We start from the raw sequence: 16,008 nt of genomic DNA, 5'->3' as shown, positions 1-16,008 counted from the left end.
GGAGGACAGCCAGCCGGCCAGATGTTCGAACATCGCCGCCACATCTCAGGTGGCCACCGCTTCCGCGATTACTTCATGTTCGTTCCTCGGCCCCGAAACGGTCATTCTGGATGAGAGGTTGCGTGAAGCAGTCCGCGCAGTGCAGGGTGGCGCAAGAAGGATGGTTCAGTCGAAGAAGCCTGCATCCTCGTCCCGGAGATACTTCCTGGCTGCTTCGGCGTCGATATCGAGGCCCAGCCCCGGCGCTTCCAGCAGGTCCACCATGCTGTCCTTCACGATCTGCGACGGCAGGCCGATTACGAGGTCCTCCCACCAGGGGTCGGAGGCGCTCGGGCATTCGAACGCGATGTAGTTGGCGGGCAGGGTGGCGCAGACATTGATCAGCGCGCCGAGGCCCAGAAGGCCGTTCGCGGTGCCGTGCGGTGCCATCAGGATCGAGTGCATACAGGCGTGCTCGGCGACCCATTTGAGCTCGGCAATGCCGCCAATATCGGCCGGATCCGGGCCGATGACGCGCACCGCCTGCGTTTCGATCAGCTCCTTGAAATTGTGCCGCAGGTATATCTGCTCGCCGGTATGGATTGGCGTCGAGGTGGAGGTGGTCAACTCCCGATAGGCCTGCGGATTGACCCACGGCACATAGTCGCCGGTCAGCATGTCCTCGAGCCACATCAAATTGTACTTCTCGACCGCGCGAGCGAACTTGATCGCATCGGGCAGCATCCAGCCCGGGCCGCAGTCGAGCGCCAGGCTGACCTTGTCGCCCAGCACTTCCTTCATCGCCATCACGCAGTCGAGCATATGGTTGAAACCGCGCTCGCTGATCACGCCCTGGTCCATGGCACCGTGATAGCCGGCCTTCTTCTGCGTCACGCCGTAGTGAAAGCCCTCGATGGTGTCCTTCATGTTGGAATGGAACGAGATTCCCTGCTTGATCATGAAGAAATTCTGCGGCTGCTCCATCATCCATTTCACGTCAGCGGCGTAATCCTCCGGCCGGTCCCCCGTTCGCTTCTGGCGGATCGAGCCGTTATAGACGCGCACCTTGTCGCGCACCTTGCCGCCGAGCAGTTTGTAGGCCGGCACGCCTGCGGCCTTGCCGGCTATGTCCCACAGCGCATGCTCGATAGCGCTTACCGCCGCGCCATAGGGCTTGAAAGAGCCGCGTTGGCGGATCTTCAGCATCACCCGCTCGACATCGGTAGGGTCCTCGCCGATCAGCGCCTCACGGAAATGCAGCACCCAAGGCTTGAGATAGGTCTTGGTGAACTCGACTTCGCCAAGGCCATAGAGGCCCTCGTCGGTAACGATGCGGACTATTGGGTGTTTGCCGATGACGGCGCAGCGGAGATCGGTGATCTTCATCTTCGGTTCTTTTCGCCTCAGCTCCAGATACGGTCCCAGGAATACTCGTCGTCCCAATGATCCGTGGGCTGCCAGATGCCGGTGACACCCGGCTGCAGATGCTGCGAGATCACCTCGTCGACGACGTCGTCAATCCCCAGGCCAGGTTTGTCCGGAACAGTGATAAAGCCGTCCTTCACGAGCGGCTTGGGAAGGCCGGTGACGATATCGTCCCACCAGTCGACATCGGCAGAGTGGTATTCGAGCGCCATGAAGTTTTCGGTCGCGGTCGCGACATGTGCCGCGGCCATTGCGGCGATTGGACTTTCGGCCATATGGATGGCCATTGCGATGCCGTGGTCCTGGGCCATGTCGCCGATCTTCTTGCTCTCGAGGATGCCCCCGCTGGTGAGCAGGTCCGGGTGGATAATGGAAAGGCCGCCGCTCTTGAGCAGAGGCTCGAAGCCTTCCTTAAGGTAGATGTCCTCGCCGGTGCAGATCGGCACCGTAGTGGCGGCCTGCAGTTGCCGGAACTGCTCGGTGTACTGCCATGGGATCACATCCTCGAGCCAGGCCGGCACGTATTTTTCAATCCGCCTGGCGAGCCGAATGCCGTTCTGCAGCGAGATGTGGCCGACATGGTCAATGGCGAGCGGAATATCCATGCCGATAACATCGCGAACCTCGGCAATGTACTGTTCAAGCAGGTCGAGGCCCTTGTCGGAAAAGTGGAGGCCGGTAAACGGATGGGGGACGTTATGCAAATCGTAAGCGGCATTGCGGGCGCGCCGCTCCTCCATGGTCTTGACCGGGCCGCGGCCGGGATGGATGCGGTACCCTTCAAGTGAACCAGCAGGGGAGACGACCGCACCGGGTACATCCGCGATCTGCATCAGCCCCAGATCCATCTTGAGGAAGGTGAAGCCGAGCGCCATGCGCTGCTTGAGGCGCTTGCCGGTCTCGGTGCCGCTCGGCACGGTAGCGTCGGTGTCGCAATAGACGCGCACCTTCTCCCGAAACCGGCCGCCGAGCATCTGGTAGATGGGAACGCCATAGGCCTTGCCGGCGAGATCCCACAACGCGATCTCGACCGCCGAGACGCCGCCGCCTTGCCGGCCGTGGCCACCGAACTGCTTGATCCGGCGAAACAGGCGGTCGATGTCGCAAGGGTTCTCGCCAAGCAGCCGGCTCTTCAGCATCAGCGCGTAGGTGGCACTGGCGCCGTCGCGGACCTCGCCAAGCCCGACGATGCCCTGGTTGGTGTAAATCTTGAGCAGGGTCGAGGTGAACGGCGCGCCGACGATTTCGGCTACCCGCATGTCGGTGATGCGAAGCTGGGATGGCTTGGAGTTCGCGTTTACCCGATTGAGCGCTTCGTCGGCGCCACCTCTCTTTGCCATGACTTATCCTCGTTTTCGGCTTGTCGTCCCGCACCCTGGGCCGGCATTTGGTCTTGCTAGCCCAACTCAATCTCGTAGGCCTGCAGGTAGTCGCGGTCCATCTCAATACCGAGACCAGGCTTCGACGACAGCTTGAGGCTGCCGTTCGAAATGTCGAGTGGTCTGTCGATCAGGTGATCGTATTTGCCCAGGTTCCACTCCGATGTTTCGAGTTTGTAGAAATTGGGGACGGTCATCATCACCTGCGCTCCCGCAACCACGTTGATCGGTCCCGCGGCGTCATGTGGCGAGACCGGCACGTAGTAGGCTTCGCACAGCGCAGAAATCTTCTTGAGTTCGGTAATGCCGCCGGTCCAGGTAACGTCGGGCATGATGTAGTCGGCGAGCCTGTTCTCGAGTACCGGCACGAAATCCCACTTCGTGTGGCCGCGCTCGCCCCACGAGATGGCGGTATTGACCTTCTCACGTACCTGCTTGAGGGCGTTAAGGCTCTCGGGCGGGCAGGGCTCCTCAAACCAGTCGATCTGGCCGGACTCCTCGAGGCTCCGACAGAGGCGAATGGCGGTGGGGACATCGAAGCGGCCGTGCGCATCGATGAGAATGTCGACATCGGGTCCTGCCGTTTCGCGGATCAGAGCCGTGAGTTCGGCGGCCTCGCGCTCGTCCTTGCGGGTCATGCCGCCATCGAGGTAGCCGTCTCGCTGTTCGCGGGGCAGGCCATCGGCGCTGCGGCCCTGGTGGGGGTAGGGATCGAACTTGAGCGCAGTGTGTCCGGACTCGACAATGTCTAGAATTTCGCGGACCACAGCCTCCTTGCTGGTGAATTTGGCCTGGTTGGGATGGGTGTAGAGCGCGATTTCATCGCGTACCGGCCCGCCAAGCAGCTCGTAAATCGGCTTGCCAAGGACTTTGCCCCGGATGTCCCAGAGGGCTATGTCGATGGCGCTCACGCATTCGACGGCGGCGCCGCGGCTTCCCATGTAGGTGAAGCTGCGGAAGATCTTGTGCCAGAGATGCTCGATACGCGCCGGATCCTCGCCTGTCACGGCGACGCCGATCTGCCGCAGGATCGTGCACAGAGCGCGGTTGGCGAGCCTTGTCGTGGTGGTGATCTCTCCCCAGCCACTCACTCCCTCGTCGGTCGTCACTTCGACGAACAGGAACTCTCCCCAGTAGGAAGCATCGGACTTGATCAGCCACGGCCGAATGCTCGTGATTTTCATCTCAACTACCTTTGCCTGGAAATGGTCAGCTAACGATGTTCTGGACTGGACATTCTATCCGGCCCGAGCGGCGTTGCGCGCTCGCATCTGTTCGAGAATATGCCGGCCCGAACCCTCGACATGGCGGGAAACGAGTTCGGCCGCCTTGTCGGCCTCTCCCGCCTTCACAAGCGCGATGAGTTCGCGGTGCTCGCGCATGATCGCGGCACGTCGCGCCAGCGTGAAATTGAAACGACGGCTCACGGCTCGCAGCACTTCGCGGTGCTTCCACCAAAGCTCGGCGGCGTGGCGGTTGTAGTGCCGCTGGTACATCACGGTGTGGAAAGCGGTATCCAGCTCACTGTGCCTGAATGTGTCGGCGAAGTTGTTCTCTTCGATCAGGCCTTGGAGACGTTCGAGTTCGGCGATGTCCTCGCCGGTAGCCATATTCACAAACCATCGTGTCAGGGCTGGCTCGATCAGAACACCGATCTCGTAGATATCCCGGACAAAATCCTGATCAATGGGTCGCACGCGCGCCCCGCGGTTGGCGATAAAGGTGACAAACCCTTCGCCGCGCAACAACTGCAGGGCCTCGCGCACAGGATTGGTCGAAGTGCCGTGACGCCGGGCGAGATCGGTGACGACAAGCCGTTCGTTGGCGGCGAGCCGTCCCTCGATGATATCTTCCCTGATCAATTCATAAAGCGAGGCGCCCTCGCTGGAGGCCCCGATGGGATCGGTCCCCACCGGTGGCATCGCTTTGAAATCGCTTATTTCGGCCAAGGCCGGGCTCCCCAATTTAATACATACCTTGCCCGATATCACACACGGCTTTCGCAAACAATGTACGATTCTGCGCGTTGACAGGCAATCCATGATCTGAAAACGTACCAAGTGATCGAGAGGATACACTGAGCTGAAAGAAGCATCCTCGCGATCGAAACGAGCAAGGACCGCTTTAGGGCGGCATGGGAGAACCAGGGAGGATACCTATGACGAGAATTGCGCTCGGCAGCGCCGTCCTGCGCGGCACTGTCGCCACTGCTTTGATGGCATCCCTGACGTCTACATCGGCGCTGGGTGCACCGCCGGTCGACCTGAGCAAGTGGTCGCCGGAGTATGTGCGCTCGATTGCGGGCACACAGGATTTTGACACGGCGGCCGATTGCGCCAAGGTCACACCGCTCGACTACAAGGGGCGACTGACATTCTGGTATCAGGGCGTGTTCGAGGGCGACCCCGACCTCCTGCGCCAGTACTACAAGGATTTCTTCGAGACCTTCCGCAAAACCTATCCGAACATCCAGCTCGAGGAACAAGCCCTCACCTATAACGACCTTCTCGACAAGTTCCGCACCGCGCTCCTGGGCAATGCCGCGCCGATGGCGGTCCGCCTGCAAATCCTGGGTGGTACCGAGTTCGCCTCAAAGGGCTATCTGCAGCCGCTCAAGCCAGAGGACGTGGGGTATTCGACCGAGGATTTCTGGCCCGGCGCCATGAAGGCAGTGACCTGGGAGGGCGTGACCTACGGCATTCCGACCAACAACGAGACGATGGCGTTCATCTGGAACGCCGACATCTTCAAGCGTGCCGGCCTCGATCCGGACAAACCGCCGGCAACGTGGGACGACGTGGTCAAGTATTCCAAGCAGATCCACGACAAGCTCGGCATTGCCGGATATGGCCTCGTGGCTCGCAAGAATGCCGGCAATACGCCGTACCGCTTCATGCCACAGCTGTGGGCCTATGGCGGAGGTGTCTTCGACGAAGCGACGCCGAACCCGACCTATGAGCAGGTCCAGCTCGATAGCCCGCAAAGCAAGGCAGCGCTGCAAGCCTCCTACGACATGTATGTTCGCGACAAGTCGGTTCCGGTTTCGGCACTCACCAATCAGCAGGCCGATAATCAGCCCCTGTTCGTCGCTGGCCAGCTCGGCATGATGATCTCGCACCCGTCCGATTACAACGTCATGCTCGACCTGCAGAAAAAGGCGACGGGCACCGACAAGGACAAGGCGCAGACGGTCATCGACAACATGCGCTACGGCCTGATCCCGACCGGTCCCGACGGCAAGCGCGCCGTCGTGTTCGGCGGCTCGAACATTCACATCCTGAAACCCGAATATGTCGAGGGCGGCAAGGTAGACGAGCCGGCCGCGAAAGCTATCATCTGCATGTGGACGAGCCCTGAATGGTCGCTGAAGATGGCCTACGCCGGATCAAACCCTGGCAACCTCAACGGCTTCAAGACCAAGTGGATGAAGGAACGTCTGGACAACATCAAGTTCCTCGACGTCACCACCTCGATGCTGCCATACGGCATCCCGTTCCCAGCTCTGCCGCAGGCCCCCGAGATCATGAACATCATCATCCCGGACATGCTGCAGAATGCCCTGACCGGAGCGATGACCGTCGACGAGGCAGCGGACGACGCGGCCAAGAAGGTAAAAGACCTGATGGGCGGACTCTAGTCCAAGCCACACCTACGACCTGGACCGGCTGCGCCGCTGGCGCAGCCGCAGCGTTCCGAAGAAAAAGGGCACGCCACAAGTGACGATCGTGACCGGCAAGGCCGAGGCTCGCCGAAGATTGCAACCCGGTTGGTCCGGCGCGCTGCGGAAGGTCTGGGAGCATCGTGCGGACTACGCGTACGTGCTCCCGGCGATCGCCGTGATGCTCATCGTCATCGCCTATCCGATCTACTACACGGTCGAGCTGTCGTTCTTTAAGACACCGCCTGGCCTGCAACTCCGCGACAAGACCTTCATCGGCTTCGACAACTACGCGACCATCCTCACCAGTCAGGTGTTCTGGAAAGTCACCTGGAACACGCTGATCTGGACTCTGGGGTCAACTTTCATCTCCTTTGTCCTGGGGTTTGCCACAGCGCTGGCGCTCCACCGCGACTTCATCGGCCGTGGTGTCCTGCGCGCCGTCCTGATCATCCCTTGGGTCATCAGCGCCGTCGCCGCCTCCTACATCTGGAAGTGGATGTACCATTCGGACTTCGGGATCATCGGCGCGGTGCTGGTCGGCCTCGGATTGGCCGACCAGCCGCCGAATTTCATCGACAATGTCAGCACGGTGCTGCCCTCCCTGATCGTCGTCAATATCTGGCGCGAGTTTCCGTTTGCCATGATCATGATGATGGCCGGCCTGCAGACAGTCCCCGATCAATTGCTCCGTGCCGCAAAAGTCGACGGTGCCAATGCATGGCAGCGCTTTTGGCACGTCACCTTCCCGCACTTGCGCAACGTCTCGGTGGTGACGATGCTGCTGCTCGCGGTGGCCAACTTCAATTCCTTCATCATCCCCTGGATCATGACCGGCGGCGGGCCGTCGAACGCATCGCATATCTGGATAACCCACATTTATGAGCTCGCCTTCGGACGGCAGCGCTGGGGCGTGGCATCGGCCTATTCGGTGCTCCTGTTCTTCACCCTGATGACGCTGGGCTACTTCTACGTCCGTGCGTTAAGCGGCAACGAGCGGAAAGAGGGGAGCTGATGAGCACGATTGCCGAGACAGCACCTCGAGCCCAGACCCGTCGCCGTATGCGCGTCGACGGATGGCGGTGGGCCGGGCGCATATTCCTCGTGTTCATGCTGCTTTATACCGCGTTGCCGATGATCTGGATGCTGATCACCTCGATCAAGTCCGGATTCGCGGCGACGCAATTCCCGCCGCAATGGTGGCCGGACGAACCTACCCTCGCCAGCTACCAGAAACTGCTCGATCCGCAGAACAGCGTCGGCCAGGACTTCCTCCGGTTCTTCTGGAACAGCCTTTTCGTGTCGACCGTCACGACAATCCTTTCGGTGATCGTGGCTGTCCCAGCGGCCTACGCGTTTTCGCGCTTCAGTTTCCCCGGCCGGAATTTCCTGTTCTTTGCCGTGCTGCTGCGCAACATGTTCCCGGCGGTGATCTTTCTCGTGCCACTCTTCATCCTGATGCGCGCCATCGGTCTGATAAACACGCATGGCTCACTGATACTCACCTATCTCACCTTTGGCCTGCCGCTGGCGATCTGGCTGCTCAAGGGCTTTTACGACAATATCCCGGTGCAGCTTGAGCAGGCGGCGCGCATCGATGGCGCAACACGGTTCCAGGCCTTCATCATGATCGTGATGCCGCTCTCGACGCCGGGGATCATCGCCACCGCAATCTATTCCTTCATCGGTGCGTGGAACGAGTACATCTACGCCTACACCTTCCTCTCCAAGAACGAGCAGTTGACCCTGCCGGTCGGCATCCAACGCTTCTTCTCGGAAAATACGACGGACTTTCCGGGCCTGATGGCGGCCAGCTTCATGATGAGCGTGCCCGTCGTGGTGCTGTTCCTGGTCCTGCAACGATACTTCGTACGCGCCCTTACAGAAGGCGCGGTCAAGCACTAGGGAGTTGCCGATGGCCCACGTGGTCCTCCAAGATCTCGTCAAGAGCTATGGCAGCTTCAAAGCTGTCAACCACGTCTCGCTGACGGTCAATGACGGGGAGTTCGTTGCGCTCGTCGGGCCTTCAGGCTGCGGCAAGACAACCACGCTCAATCTCGTCGCTGGGCTGACCCCGATCACAGCGGGCGACATCATCATCGGCGAGCGCGTGGTCAACGACCTCGACCCCAAGGACCGGGACATCGCAATGGTGTTCCAGAACTACGCGCTCTACCCGCAGAAATCGGTCTACAAGAACCTGGCGTTCCCGCTTCAGATGCGCAAACTCCCCAGGGACGAGATCGACAAGAAGGTCAAGGAAGCGGCGCGAGTGCTCGACATGACGCACCTGCTCGAGCGCAAGCCGCGCGAACTGTCGGGCGGGCAGCAGCAGCGTGTGGCCCTTGGCCGTGCCCTCGTTCGCGACCCCGCCGTGTTCCTCATGGACGAGCCACTGTCTAACCTCGATGCCAAACTGCGCGTGCAGATGCGGTCGGAGATCAAGCGTTTCCACCAGGACCTCAAGGCGACGATCATCTATGTGACGCACGACCAGCTCGAAGCCGTGACCATGGCTGACAAGATGGCGGTGATGAATGGCGGCTACCTGCAGCAATACGATTCACCGGCGCAGGTCTTTGCCCATCCGGTGAACATGTTCGTGGCCAGCTTCATCGGCAGCCCGGCGATGAGCCTTATTCCGTTAGAGGCCTCGATGGCAAACGGCAACACGGTGTTGACCGGCGCCGAGGGCTGGCGCCTTGAGCTCTCACCGCGCAATGCCCAGAAGGTGGCGAAAGCGACGACCACGAAAGTCGTGCTCGGCGCACGTCACTCGACGATCAAGCTCCACAAGAGTGCGGTCCCTGGTTCCATTCCGGCCAAGGCCTACACGGTGGAACCGACCGGCGACGTCACCTTCGTCCAGGCGTTCCTGTCCGGCGCCATCGTCAACGTCAGCGTGCCGCCGAACATTGCCGTCGCGCCCGACGAGCAGATCTGGCTCGAGTTCGACCAGGAGCGGATGCATCTGTTCGATGGCGAAACTGAAATGGCCCTCAAGGCAAACTGAGATAGGGCGAATGCGCGTGAAACGTGGGCGTGGATGACTGAGAAGCTTAAGATCACCGCGATCAAGCCCTATCCGGTGTGGGTAGGAACGCGCAACCAGATGCTCGTCAAGGTCGAGACCGACCAGGGCATCTTCGGCTGGGGCGAGAGCGGCTTGAGCGGTCGCGAGAGGGCCGTGGCCGGCGCGGTCGAGCACTATCGCGAGTTTCTCATCGGCCGCGACCCGATGCAGATCGGGCGGATCTGGCAGGAGATTTACCGCAGCCAGTACTTCGAAGGCGGACGAGTCCTTCAGGCGGCGATTTCCGCCATCGACATCGCCCTTCACGACATCAAGGGCAAGGCGCTGGGCGTGCCGGTCTACGAGCTGCTGGGCGGCAAGCAGCGCGACCGCATTCCCACTTTTGCCTCGACCGGCGACGAGGCCGAGGGCGACGTTGCCATCGAACGGGCCCGCGAACTTCGCGCGCAGGGGTGGCAGGCGATCCGCTTCTTCCCCTTCGGGCAAAACAGCAAGGACATCTTCGAGCCGCGCGAGTCCATCGGCGCTACCGCGGGTATGCTGAACAAGGCGCGCGAGGCGCTGGGCAGCGACGTGGTCCTCGGCCTCGACTATCATCATCGGCTGTCGGTGGCAGAGGCCGCGAGCTTCTGCAACAAGCTCGGTCGCGGCGTGCTTGATTTCCTCGAGGAGCCGATCCGGGCCGAAACGCCGGAGGCCTATGAATCGCTGCGCACGATGACCGAAATCCCCTTTGCCATAGGCGAGGAATTTGCCAGCAAGTGGCAGTTCCTGCCCTACATCGAGCGCGGCATCCATCAGTTCAACCGGCTCGATGTTTGCAATGTCGGCGGGCTCACCGAGGCGATGAAAATCGCTGGCTGGAGTGAGGCGCATTATGTGGACCTGATGCCGCACAATCCGCTTGGTCCAGTGTGCACGGCCGCGACCGTGCATCTCGCTGCCGCGGTATCCAACTTCGCGTGGCTCGAGACCAGGGCACCCGAAACAAAGCTGGGCTTCGACAATTCCGACTTCTTCCCCGTGCAACCACGGCTCGACGGGACCGATTACCCGGTCAGCGATCTGCCGGGGCTCGGCGTCGAGGTCAACGAAGTTGCGGTCCAGGCGCAGAGTTTGCGTTTCTGGGAAGCGCCTCACCTTAAGCGCCGCGATGGTTCTGTAACGAACTGGTAGTTCCATTCAATCGGAGTCCACAATGACGCATACTTCCGACATCATGCGGCCGCCTAAAGACCTGATCGACGCGCTAAGGCAGATCGGCGCCGCGACGGTAGCCGGCACGCTTGGCCATATGGGTTTCCGCAATCCGCACATGGTCGGTCCGGTGGCGCAAAACCACGGGAAGTCGATCGTCGGGCCGGCGCTGACGCTGCAGTTCCTGCCGCAGCGGCCGGACCTCTTCACCGAAGGAGAATATGCCGATCCGGAGACACAGCTGCACCGGCACGTGCTCTATCACGCGCAGGAGGGCGATGTGGTCGTGGTCGACGCGCGCGGCGACATGAGCTCGGGCGTCTTCGGCGATATGATGTCGACGTATTTCAAGGGCAGGGGCGGGGCCGGTATCGTCATCGATGGGTGCATGCGCGACCGGCCCAATGTCGAAAAGCTCGACCTGCCCCTATGGCTGCGCGGCTGGACGCCAAACTATCATGTGCAGACCAGCATCTATCCCAATGCCGTCAACGTTCCGATTGCCTGCGGCGGTGTCACGGTGATCCCGGGCGACATCATCGTCGCCGACGACGACGGGGTGGTGGTGCTTCCCGTCGTGATGGCCCCGAAGGTGATCGAAGAATCACAGAAGCATCATGATTGGGAGGAGTTTTCGCGAGCGAAGCTCATGGAGGGCGGGCCGTTGCAACGCTACTATCCGCTGCATGACGATGCCCGCGGAGAGTACGAGGAGTGGCGCAAAACAAATCGCCTGGAGAACCCGAGTTAGTCAGCAGGCCTTGGCGATCAGTTTTGCCAGGCAATCGCCAGCCTCGGTCCCCGGCACGCCAAGATCTCTGACACTGTCCATGTGGTTGCGGTTCGGGAGCACATGCGACGTTACCAACGATCCCTGCCTCAGCAAGCTTGCTTTGAATCGATCGGCTTGCTGATGGAAGGGTGGCGTCTCGTTGGCTCCGACCAGAACCGCCGCATTGGTTTGAGCATCATGCCGACAGGCGAGAGGTGTGAACATGGCGACTTCCTCGTCGGTTATTCCAATCTCGTTGGCGAGAAAGGAATCCTGGAGCGGCTTCAAATCATAGAGTCCGCTCAGGAGAAGGGCTGCCCTCACATTCGAGGGGGTATGCTCGCCCTCGAACAGAAACGTTGCAAGATGGGCTCCTGCCGAATGACCACTGACAGTCAGGGCCGCCGGGCTTCCGCCATGATCGGCGATGTTGGCCAGGACCCACTGCTTGGCGCGGCGCACCTGGTCGACGATCCTCGCCATTCGGACCTTGGGCATCAGAGCATAATCGAGGATGACGGCGATGGCCCCGGCTTGGGTAATCGTCGTCGCCATATATGAATAGTCGCGCTTGGAGAACATTCTCCAGTAGCCGCCATGGACAAAGATGTGCACCGGTAGCGCCGTTCTTTTGCCCGCGGGAAAGAACAGGTCCATGGTCTCGGTCGGATCCAGTCCGTAGGCCACGTCGGCGGCCATCGGAATGGCGGCGCGGGCGACCTCGCTGCGGTCAATAATGTCCTGCACGATTTGGTCAAAATCAGCAACGTGGTCGCGGATGCGAAAGGGATCGCCTTGCATTCTTCTTCAGCTCACATGCTGACGGCGAGGTATTTCGCCTCCATGAACTCGGCAATGCCGTGATGCTGCCCTCCCTCGCGGCCGAGCCCACTTTGCTTGACGCCGCCGAAGGGAGCTGCCGGATCAGACATCAGCCCGCGGTTGAGAGCAATCATCCCGGCCTCGATGCGGGAAGCCACCCGCATGCCGCGCGCCAGATCGCGCGTGTAAATGTAGGCAGCAAGCCCATATTCGGTGTCATTGGCGCGTGCGATGACCTCGGCCTCCGTTTCGAAGCTCGAGATTGGCGCCACCGGCCCGAATATCTCCTCATGCGCCATCTTTGCGTCGCCCGGCACGTCGCGAAGCACCGTCGGAGGATAGAAGAAACCGCGCCCGGACAGGACTGAGCCGCCGCACATGACCCGCGCGCCGCGTGTGACCGCGTCGACGACAAGGCGGTCTATCTTCTCGACCGCCTTTTTCGTGATCATGGGCCCGCATTCCGTGTCCGGATCAGTGCCAGGGCCGACCTTGAGCGACGACATCCGCTTCTCGAGGCCATCGCAGAAGGCTTCGTAGATGCCAGATTGCACATAGAGGCGGTTTGCGGCCGTGCAGGCCTCGCCGGCGTTGCGCATCTTGGCCACCATTGCACCATCGAGCGCCGCTTCGAGATCGGCGTCGTCGAACACAATGAACGGTGCGTTGCCGCCCAGCTCCATGGAACACGAAACCACATGCCTGGCAGCCTCTGCCAGCAGAGCGCGACCCACACCCGTCGAACCGGTGAAGGAGAGTTTGCGCACCCGCGGATCGGCCAGCATGGCGGCTGTCAAAGGCCCGGGACTGGAGGTTGTCAGGACGTTGACCACCCCTGGTGGAACGCCCGCGTCCTGGTAGAGCGCGGCGAGCGCATAGGCGGTGAGGGGTGTCTCACTGGCTGGCTTCAGGATCACCGTGCATCCCGCGGCAAGTGCCGGCGCGATCTTGCGCGTCGCCATCGCGGCAGGAAAATTCCAGGGCGTGATCAGGATGCAGATGCCGACGGGTTCGTAGTCGACCACAATGCGATTGGTGCCGGAAGGCGCAGTACCGAATTCACCGGTAATGCGAACGGCCTCCTCGGCATTCCAACGGAAAAATTCCGCCGCGTAAGCGATCTCGCCTCGGGCATCCCGCAGGGCCTTGCCGTTTTCCAGTGCGATGAGAGTAGCCAGTGCCTCCGATCGGTCCGTCATCAGTTCGAAGCAGCGTCGGAGGATCTCGGAACGCTTTCGCGGCGGCGTTGTCCGCCAGTCATCGGCTGCCTTGGCAGCGGCTTCAACGGCAGTGGCGGCGTCGTCCAAGGTCGCATCGGGTACGGCCGCGATGATGGCTTCCGTCGACGGATCAATGACCGGAATCACCCTGCCATCCGCGGACTGGCGCCATTGGCCGCCAATATACAGCCGGTGCGAAATTGTGTGGAAGTCGCTGACGCCCTGATCATCCGACAGAACCTGTGAAAACGTGTTCATCTCGATATTCCCGATTGTTTACATGACGCAGCTGGCTTGGTCGCCATCAAAGGCGGCCTGGACCAGACGTCGCATGGACCTCAAATCGAATGGCCGCGGATTGTTCTTGATGAGGCGCTCGATACCGATCGCCTGTTCCGCCGTCCAATCGAGCTTATCGGCGGGCAGCCCCAGCTCGGCCAACGTGGGGGTGATCCCGATTGCCCCAAACAGCCGGCTGACCTCGCCAATGGTCGCGTCGGCCAACTCTTCGGGGGTCCGGCCTTTTCCATCGAGGCAGAGCGCGTTGGCGATCTCGGCCATCTCGGTCGCTGCGGCTGTTTTGTTGTACTTCATGACGTACGGCAACATGGTGGCGACGCCCAATCCGTGAGCGGTGTGGGTTATCGCGCCAACCGGATATTGCACGGCATGCGCTGCCGCTGTGCCGGCCGTTCCGAACGCGCAGCCGGCTGCAAGTGCACCCATCATGACGTCGGCCCGGGCGTCCTCGTCAGAGGGCCGGCGGCATGCCGTTTCAAGGCTTCGGCCAAGCAGCTTGATCGCCAGCAGGGCGAAGTGATCGGTCAAGGCGGTTTTGCCGATAAAGACATGGTTCTGCGGAAGGCCGGGATCGGTCCCACGCCTGGCGGCGGTGAAGGCCTCGATTGCATGCGTCAGCGCATCGGCGCCTGCCATCGCCGTCAATCCCGGCGGGCATGTCATCGTCAACTCAGGGTCGCAGATGGCCGCGGCCGCGATCAGATACGGGCTTGAGATGCCGACCTTCAGTGTGCGATCCGGATCCGAGATCACGGCGACCGGGGTCACTTCAGAGCCCGTGCCGGCTGTCGTCGGCACCGCAATCAGCGGCAGCATCGGGCCGGGCACCTTGAACTCGCCGTAGTAATCCTGGAGCTGACCGCCGTGACTGATGAGCAGCGCGGCGCATTTGGCCAGGTCGAGACAGCTGCCGCCGCCAATGCCGATCACCATGTCGGGCGCGAACTTCCGTGCTTCCTCGACGCAGACGGCAACGGTGTCCCGGGGGACGTCGGGCAGCACACGGTCATGCACCAGTACGTCTAGCGAGGCGGCTCGCAGTGCCGCGATAATCTCAGCGAACTGGCCCGTTGCGGCAAAACGTTCATCGGTGCAGACGAGCGCGCGACGCCCGAGCCTGGCCGCGACAACCGGAATGACGTGGCGTTGGCCCCTCCCGAAGAGGATTTCGCGTGGCAGCCTTATCGCAGCGAAAAGGCTCATGACCTGCATCCTGTGATGATGTCTGGAAAGGCCGCTGGGGCGGCACGCTGCTCCCGCAGGGCTACCGCTAGCGCCATTGCTTTGTCTCGTAACCGCCGCAAATGATATCCTCTATAAAATCGTATAGGATATAGGATTGCATTAGCCAGAGCATCGTGTTAGCAACTCAATGTGTCAAGAGGCAAAACATGCAGGCCATGAACTTACTCAATGCGGACGATACGAACCTCGGCGGCGGGCGTATCCAGCGCTCCAGCAGCCTGGTTGAGGACGTCTACGAAGCGATTTTTGCGCAACTCATGTCGCTGAAGATTGCGCCGGGCTCGCGCATCACCGTCGACAGTCTGGTCAAGGAATTCAACGTATCCCACACGCCGATCCGCGAGGCGCTCGGCCGGCTCGAAGGCGAAGGCCTGGTGCTGAAGACGCATCTGATCGGTTACCGCGCTGCGCCGCAGATCACGAAACGGCGGTTTGACGAACTTTATGAGCTTCGCCTGCTGCTCGAACCTCATGGCGCAGCCAAGGCAGCCGCGCTCATGGACGAGGTAAAGCTCGCGCAGCTTCAGAAGTCGGCCGGCGTCATGGCGCGCCGTGAGGGCAAGGACGAGCGCCTGCGGTATTCCAACTTCGCCCGCCAGGATGCCATTTTCCATGACAAGGTCATGGAATTCGCCAACAACGAACTCGTGCGCGAGACATTGGCGCACCAGCACACCCACTTCCACATATTCCGCCTGATGTTCCATTCGCGCGTCACCGAGGAGGCGCTTGACGAGCATGAGGCCATCCTGGCCGCTTTCGCTGCGGCCGATCCTGCCGCTGCCGAGCAGGCGATGCGTCGCCATATCGAGCATTCCCGCGACCGTTTGTTGTTGGCGTTCGACTGAGACTGTCCCGATGTCCCCGTACCCGCCGTTGACGGTCATCACGCAGGCCAGTGCCAACGAAGACTACTTCCCCGATTCACCCTTCTAGAAACTCAAACCTACCAGGCGAGTACAGGTCTCGCCCGGCCG

At 61.2% G+C, this 16,008-nt stretch carries 14 protein-coding genes; 7 read left to right on the top strand and 7 right to left on the bottom strand.

Annotation, left to right across the window (positions count from 1 at the left end; translation table 11 throughout):
- Positions 1-165 precede the first annotated feature (165 nt).
- From NKH60_RS27760 to NKH60_RS27745, 4 genes are read right to left on the bottom strand one after another with little or no spacing between them, the layout of a single operon-like run.
- Complete coding sequence (locus tag NKH60_RS27760; protein WP_352874136.1) at positions 166-1,365, bottom strand: mandelate racemase/muconate lactonizing enzyme family protein; 1,200 nt, start codon at positions 1,363-1,365, stop codon at positions 166-168.
- 17 nt (positions 1,366-1,382) lie between these two features.
- Positions 1,383-2,744 carry a mandelate racemase/muconate lactonizing enzyme family protein gene (locus NKH60_RS27755; protein WP_352614805.1) on the bottom strand — a complete coding sequence of 454 codons (1,362 nt, stop codon included), beginning with the start codon at positions 2,742-2,744 and terminating at the stop codon, positions 1,383-1,385.
- 56 nt (positions 2,745-2,800) lie between these two features.
- On the bottom strand, positions 2,801-3,967 hold the full coding sequence (locus NKH60_RS27750; RefSeq protein WP_352874134.1) for a mandelate racemase/muconate lactonizing enzyme family protein: 1,167 nt from the start codon (positions 3,965-3,967) through the stop codon (positions 2,801-2,803).
- A 54-nt stretch (positions 3,968-4,021) separates the two neighbouring features.
- Positions 4,022-4,732 (bottom strand): GntR family transcriptional regulator, encoded by a 711-nt coding sequence (locus NKH60_RS27745; RefSeq protein ID WP_352503622.1) that lies wholly within the window; start codon positions 4,730-4,732, stop codon positions 4,022-4,024.
- 209 nt (positions 4,733-4,941) lie between these two features.
- On the opposite strand from NKH60_RS27745, the gene NKH60_RS27740 reads away from it, so the two are divergent.
- From NKH60_RS27740 to NKH60_RS27715, 6 genes are all read left to right on the top strand, one after another.
- Complete coding sequence (locus tag NKH60_RS27740) at positions 4,942-6,420, top strand: ABC transporter substrate-binding protein (protein ID WP_352503623.1); 1,479 nt, start codon at positions 4,942-4,944, stop codon at positions 6,418-6,420.
- A 79-nt stretch (positions 6,421-6,499) separates the two neighbouring features.
- Positions 6,500-7,456: a carbohydrate ABC transporter permease gene (locus tag NKH60_RS27735; RefSeq protein WP_352874131.1), complete on the top strand. Its 957-nt coding sequence runs from the start codon at positions 6,500-6,502 to the stop codon at positions 7,454-7,456.
- Positions 7,456-8,346 (top strand): carbohydrate ABC transporter permease, encoded by an 891-nt coding sequence (locus NKH60_RS27730; protein ID WP_023679256.1) that lies wholly within the window; start codon positions 7,456-7,458, stop codon positions 8,344-8,346. The genes NKH60_RS27735 and NKH60_RS27730 overlap by 1 nt, the downstream gene beginning before the upstream one ends.
- A gap of 10 nt (positions 8,347-8,356) precedes the next feature.
- The gene (locus NKH60_RS27725; RefSeq protein ID WP_352540692.1) at positions 8,357-9,454 is read left to right on the top strand and encodes an ABC transporter ATP-binding protein; all 1,098 of its coding nucleotides are present in this window, start codon (positions 8,357-8,359) and stop codon (positions 9,452-9,454) included.
- 33 nt (positions 9,455-9,487) lie between these two features.
- The gene (locus NKH60_RS27720) at positions 9,488-10,651 is read left to right on the top strand and encodes a mandelate racemase/muconate lactonizing enzyme family protein (RefSeq protein WP_352874129.1); all 1,164 of its coding nucleotides are present in this window, start codon (positions 9,488-9,490) and stop codon (positions 10,649-10,651) included.
- A gap of 22 nt (positions 10,652-10,673) precedes the next feature.
- Entirely contained in the window at positions 10,674-11,423 is a 750-nt protein-coding gene (locus NKH60_RS27715) for a ribonuclease activity regulator RraA (protein ID WP_352823232.1), read from the top strand.
- Here NKH60_RS27715 and NKH60_RS27710 read toward each other — a convergent pair whose 3' ends face one another.
- Genes NKH60_RS27710 through NKH60_RS27700 form a run of 3 tightly spaced genes read right to left on the bottom strand, consistent with a single transcriptional unit; the run spans position 11,424 to position 14,989 of the window.
- A complete protein-coding gene (locus NKH60_RS27710) occupies positions 11,424-12,245 on the bottom strand; it encodes an alpha/beta hydrolase (protein WP_502907783.1) in 822 nt (273 codons plus the stop codon).
- A gap of 11 nt (positions 12,246-12,256) precedes the next feature.
- The gene (locus NKH60_RS27705) at positions 12,257-13,744 is read right to left on the bottom strand and encodes an NAD-dependent succinate-semialdehyde dehydrogenase (protein WP_352874125.1); all 1,488 of its coding nucleotides are present in this window, start codon (positions 13,742-13,744) and stop codon (positions 12,257-12,259) included.
- An 18-nt stretch (positions 13,745-13,762) separates the two neighbouring features.
- Positions 13,763-14,989 carry an iron-containing alcohol dehydrogenase gene (locus NKH60_RS27700; RefSeq protein ID WP_352874123.1) on the bottom strand — a complete coding sequence of 409 codons (1,227 nt, stop codon included), beginning with the start codon at positions 14,987-14,989 and terminating at the stop codon, positions 13,763-13,765.
- A gap of 197 nt (positions 14,990-15,186) precedes the next feature.
- Between NKH60_RS27700 and NKH60_RS27695 the strand changes: the two genes are divergently transcribed.
- Positions 15,187-15,879, top strand: a complete 693-nt coding sequence (locus NKH60_RS27695) for a GntR family transcriptional regulator (RefSeq protein WP_502901261.1) — start codon at positions 15,187-15,189, stop codon at positions 15,877-15,879.
- The last annotated feature ends 129 nt before the right edge of the window (positions 15,880-16,008 follow it).

Source organism: Mesorhizobium sp. M1006 (genome assembly GCF_040318825.1).
Taxonomy (GTDB): domain Bacteria; phylum Pseudomonadota; class Alphaproteobacteria; order Rhizobiales; family Rhizobiaceae; genus Mesorhizobium.
Note: the sequence above shows the minus strand (reverse complement) of the source record. Positions and strands in the feature narration are given on the sequence as shown.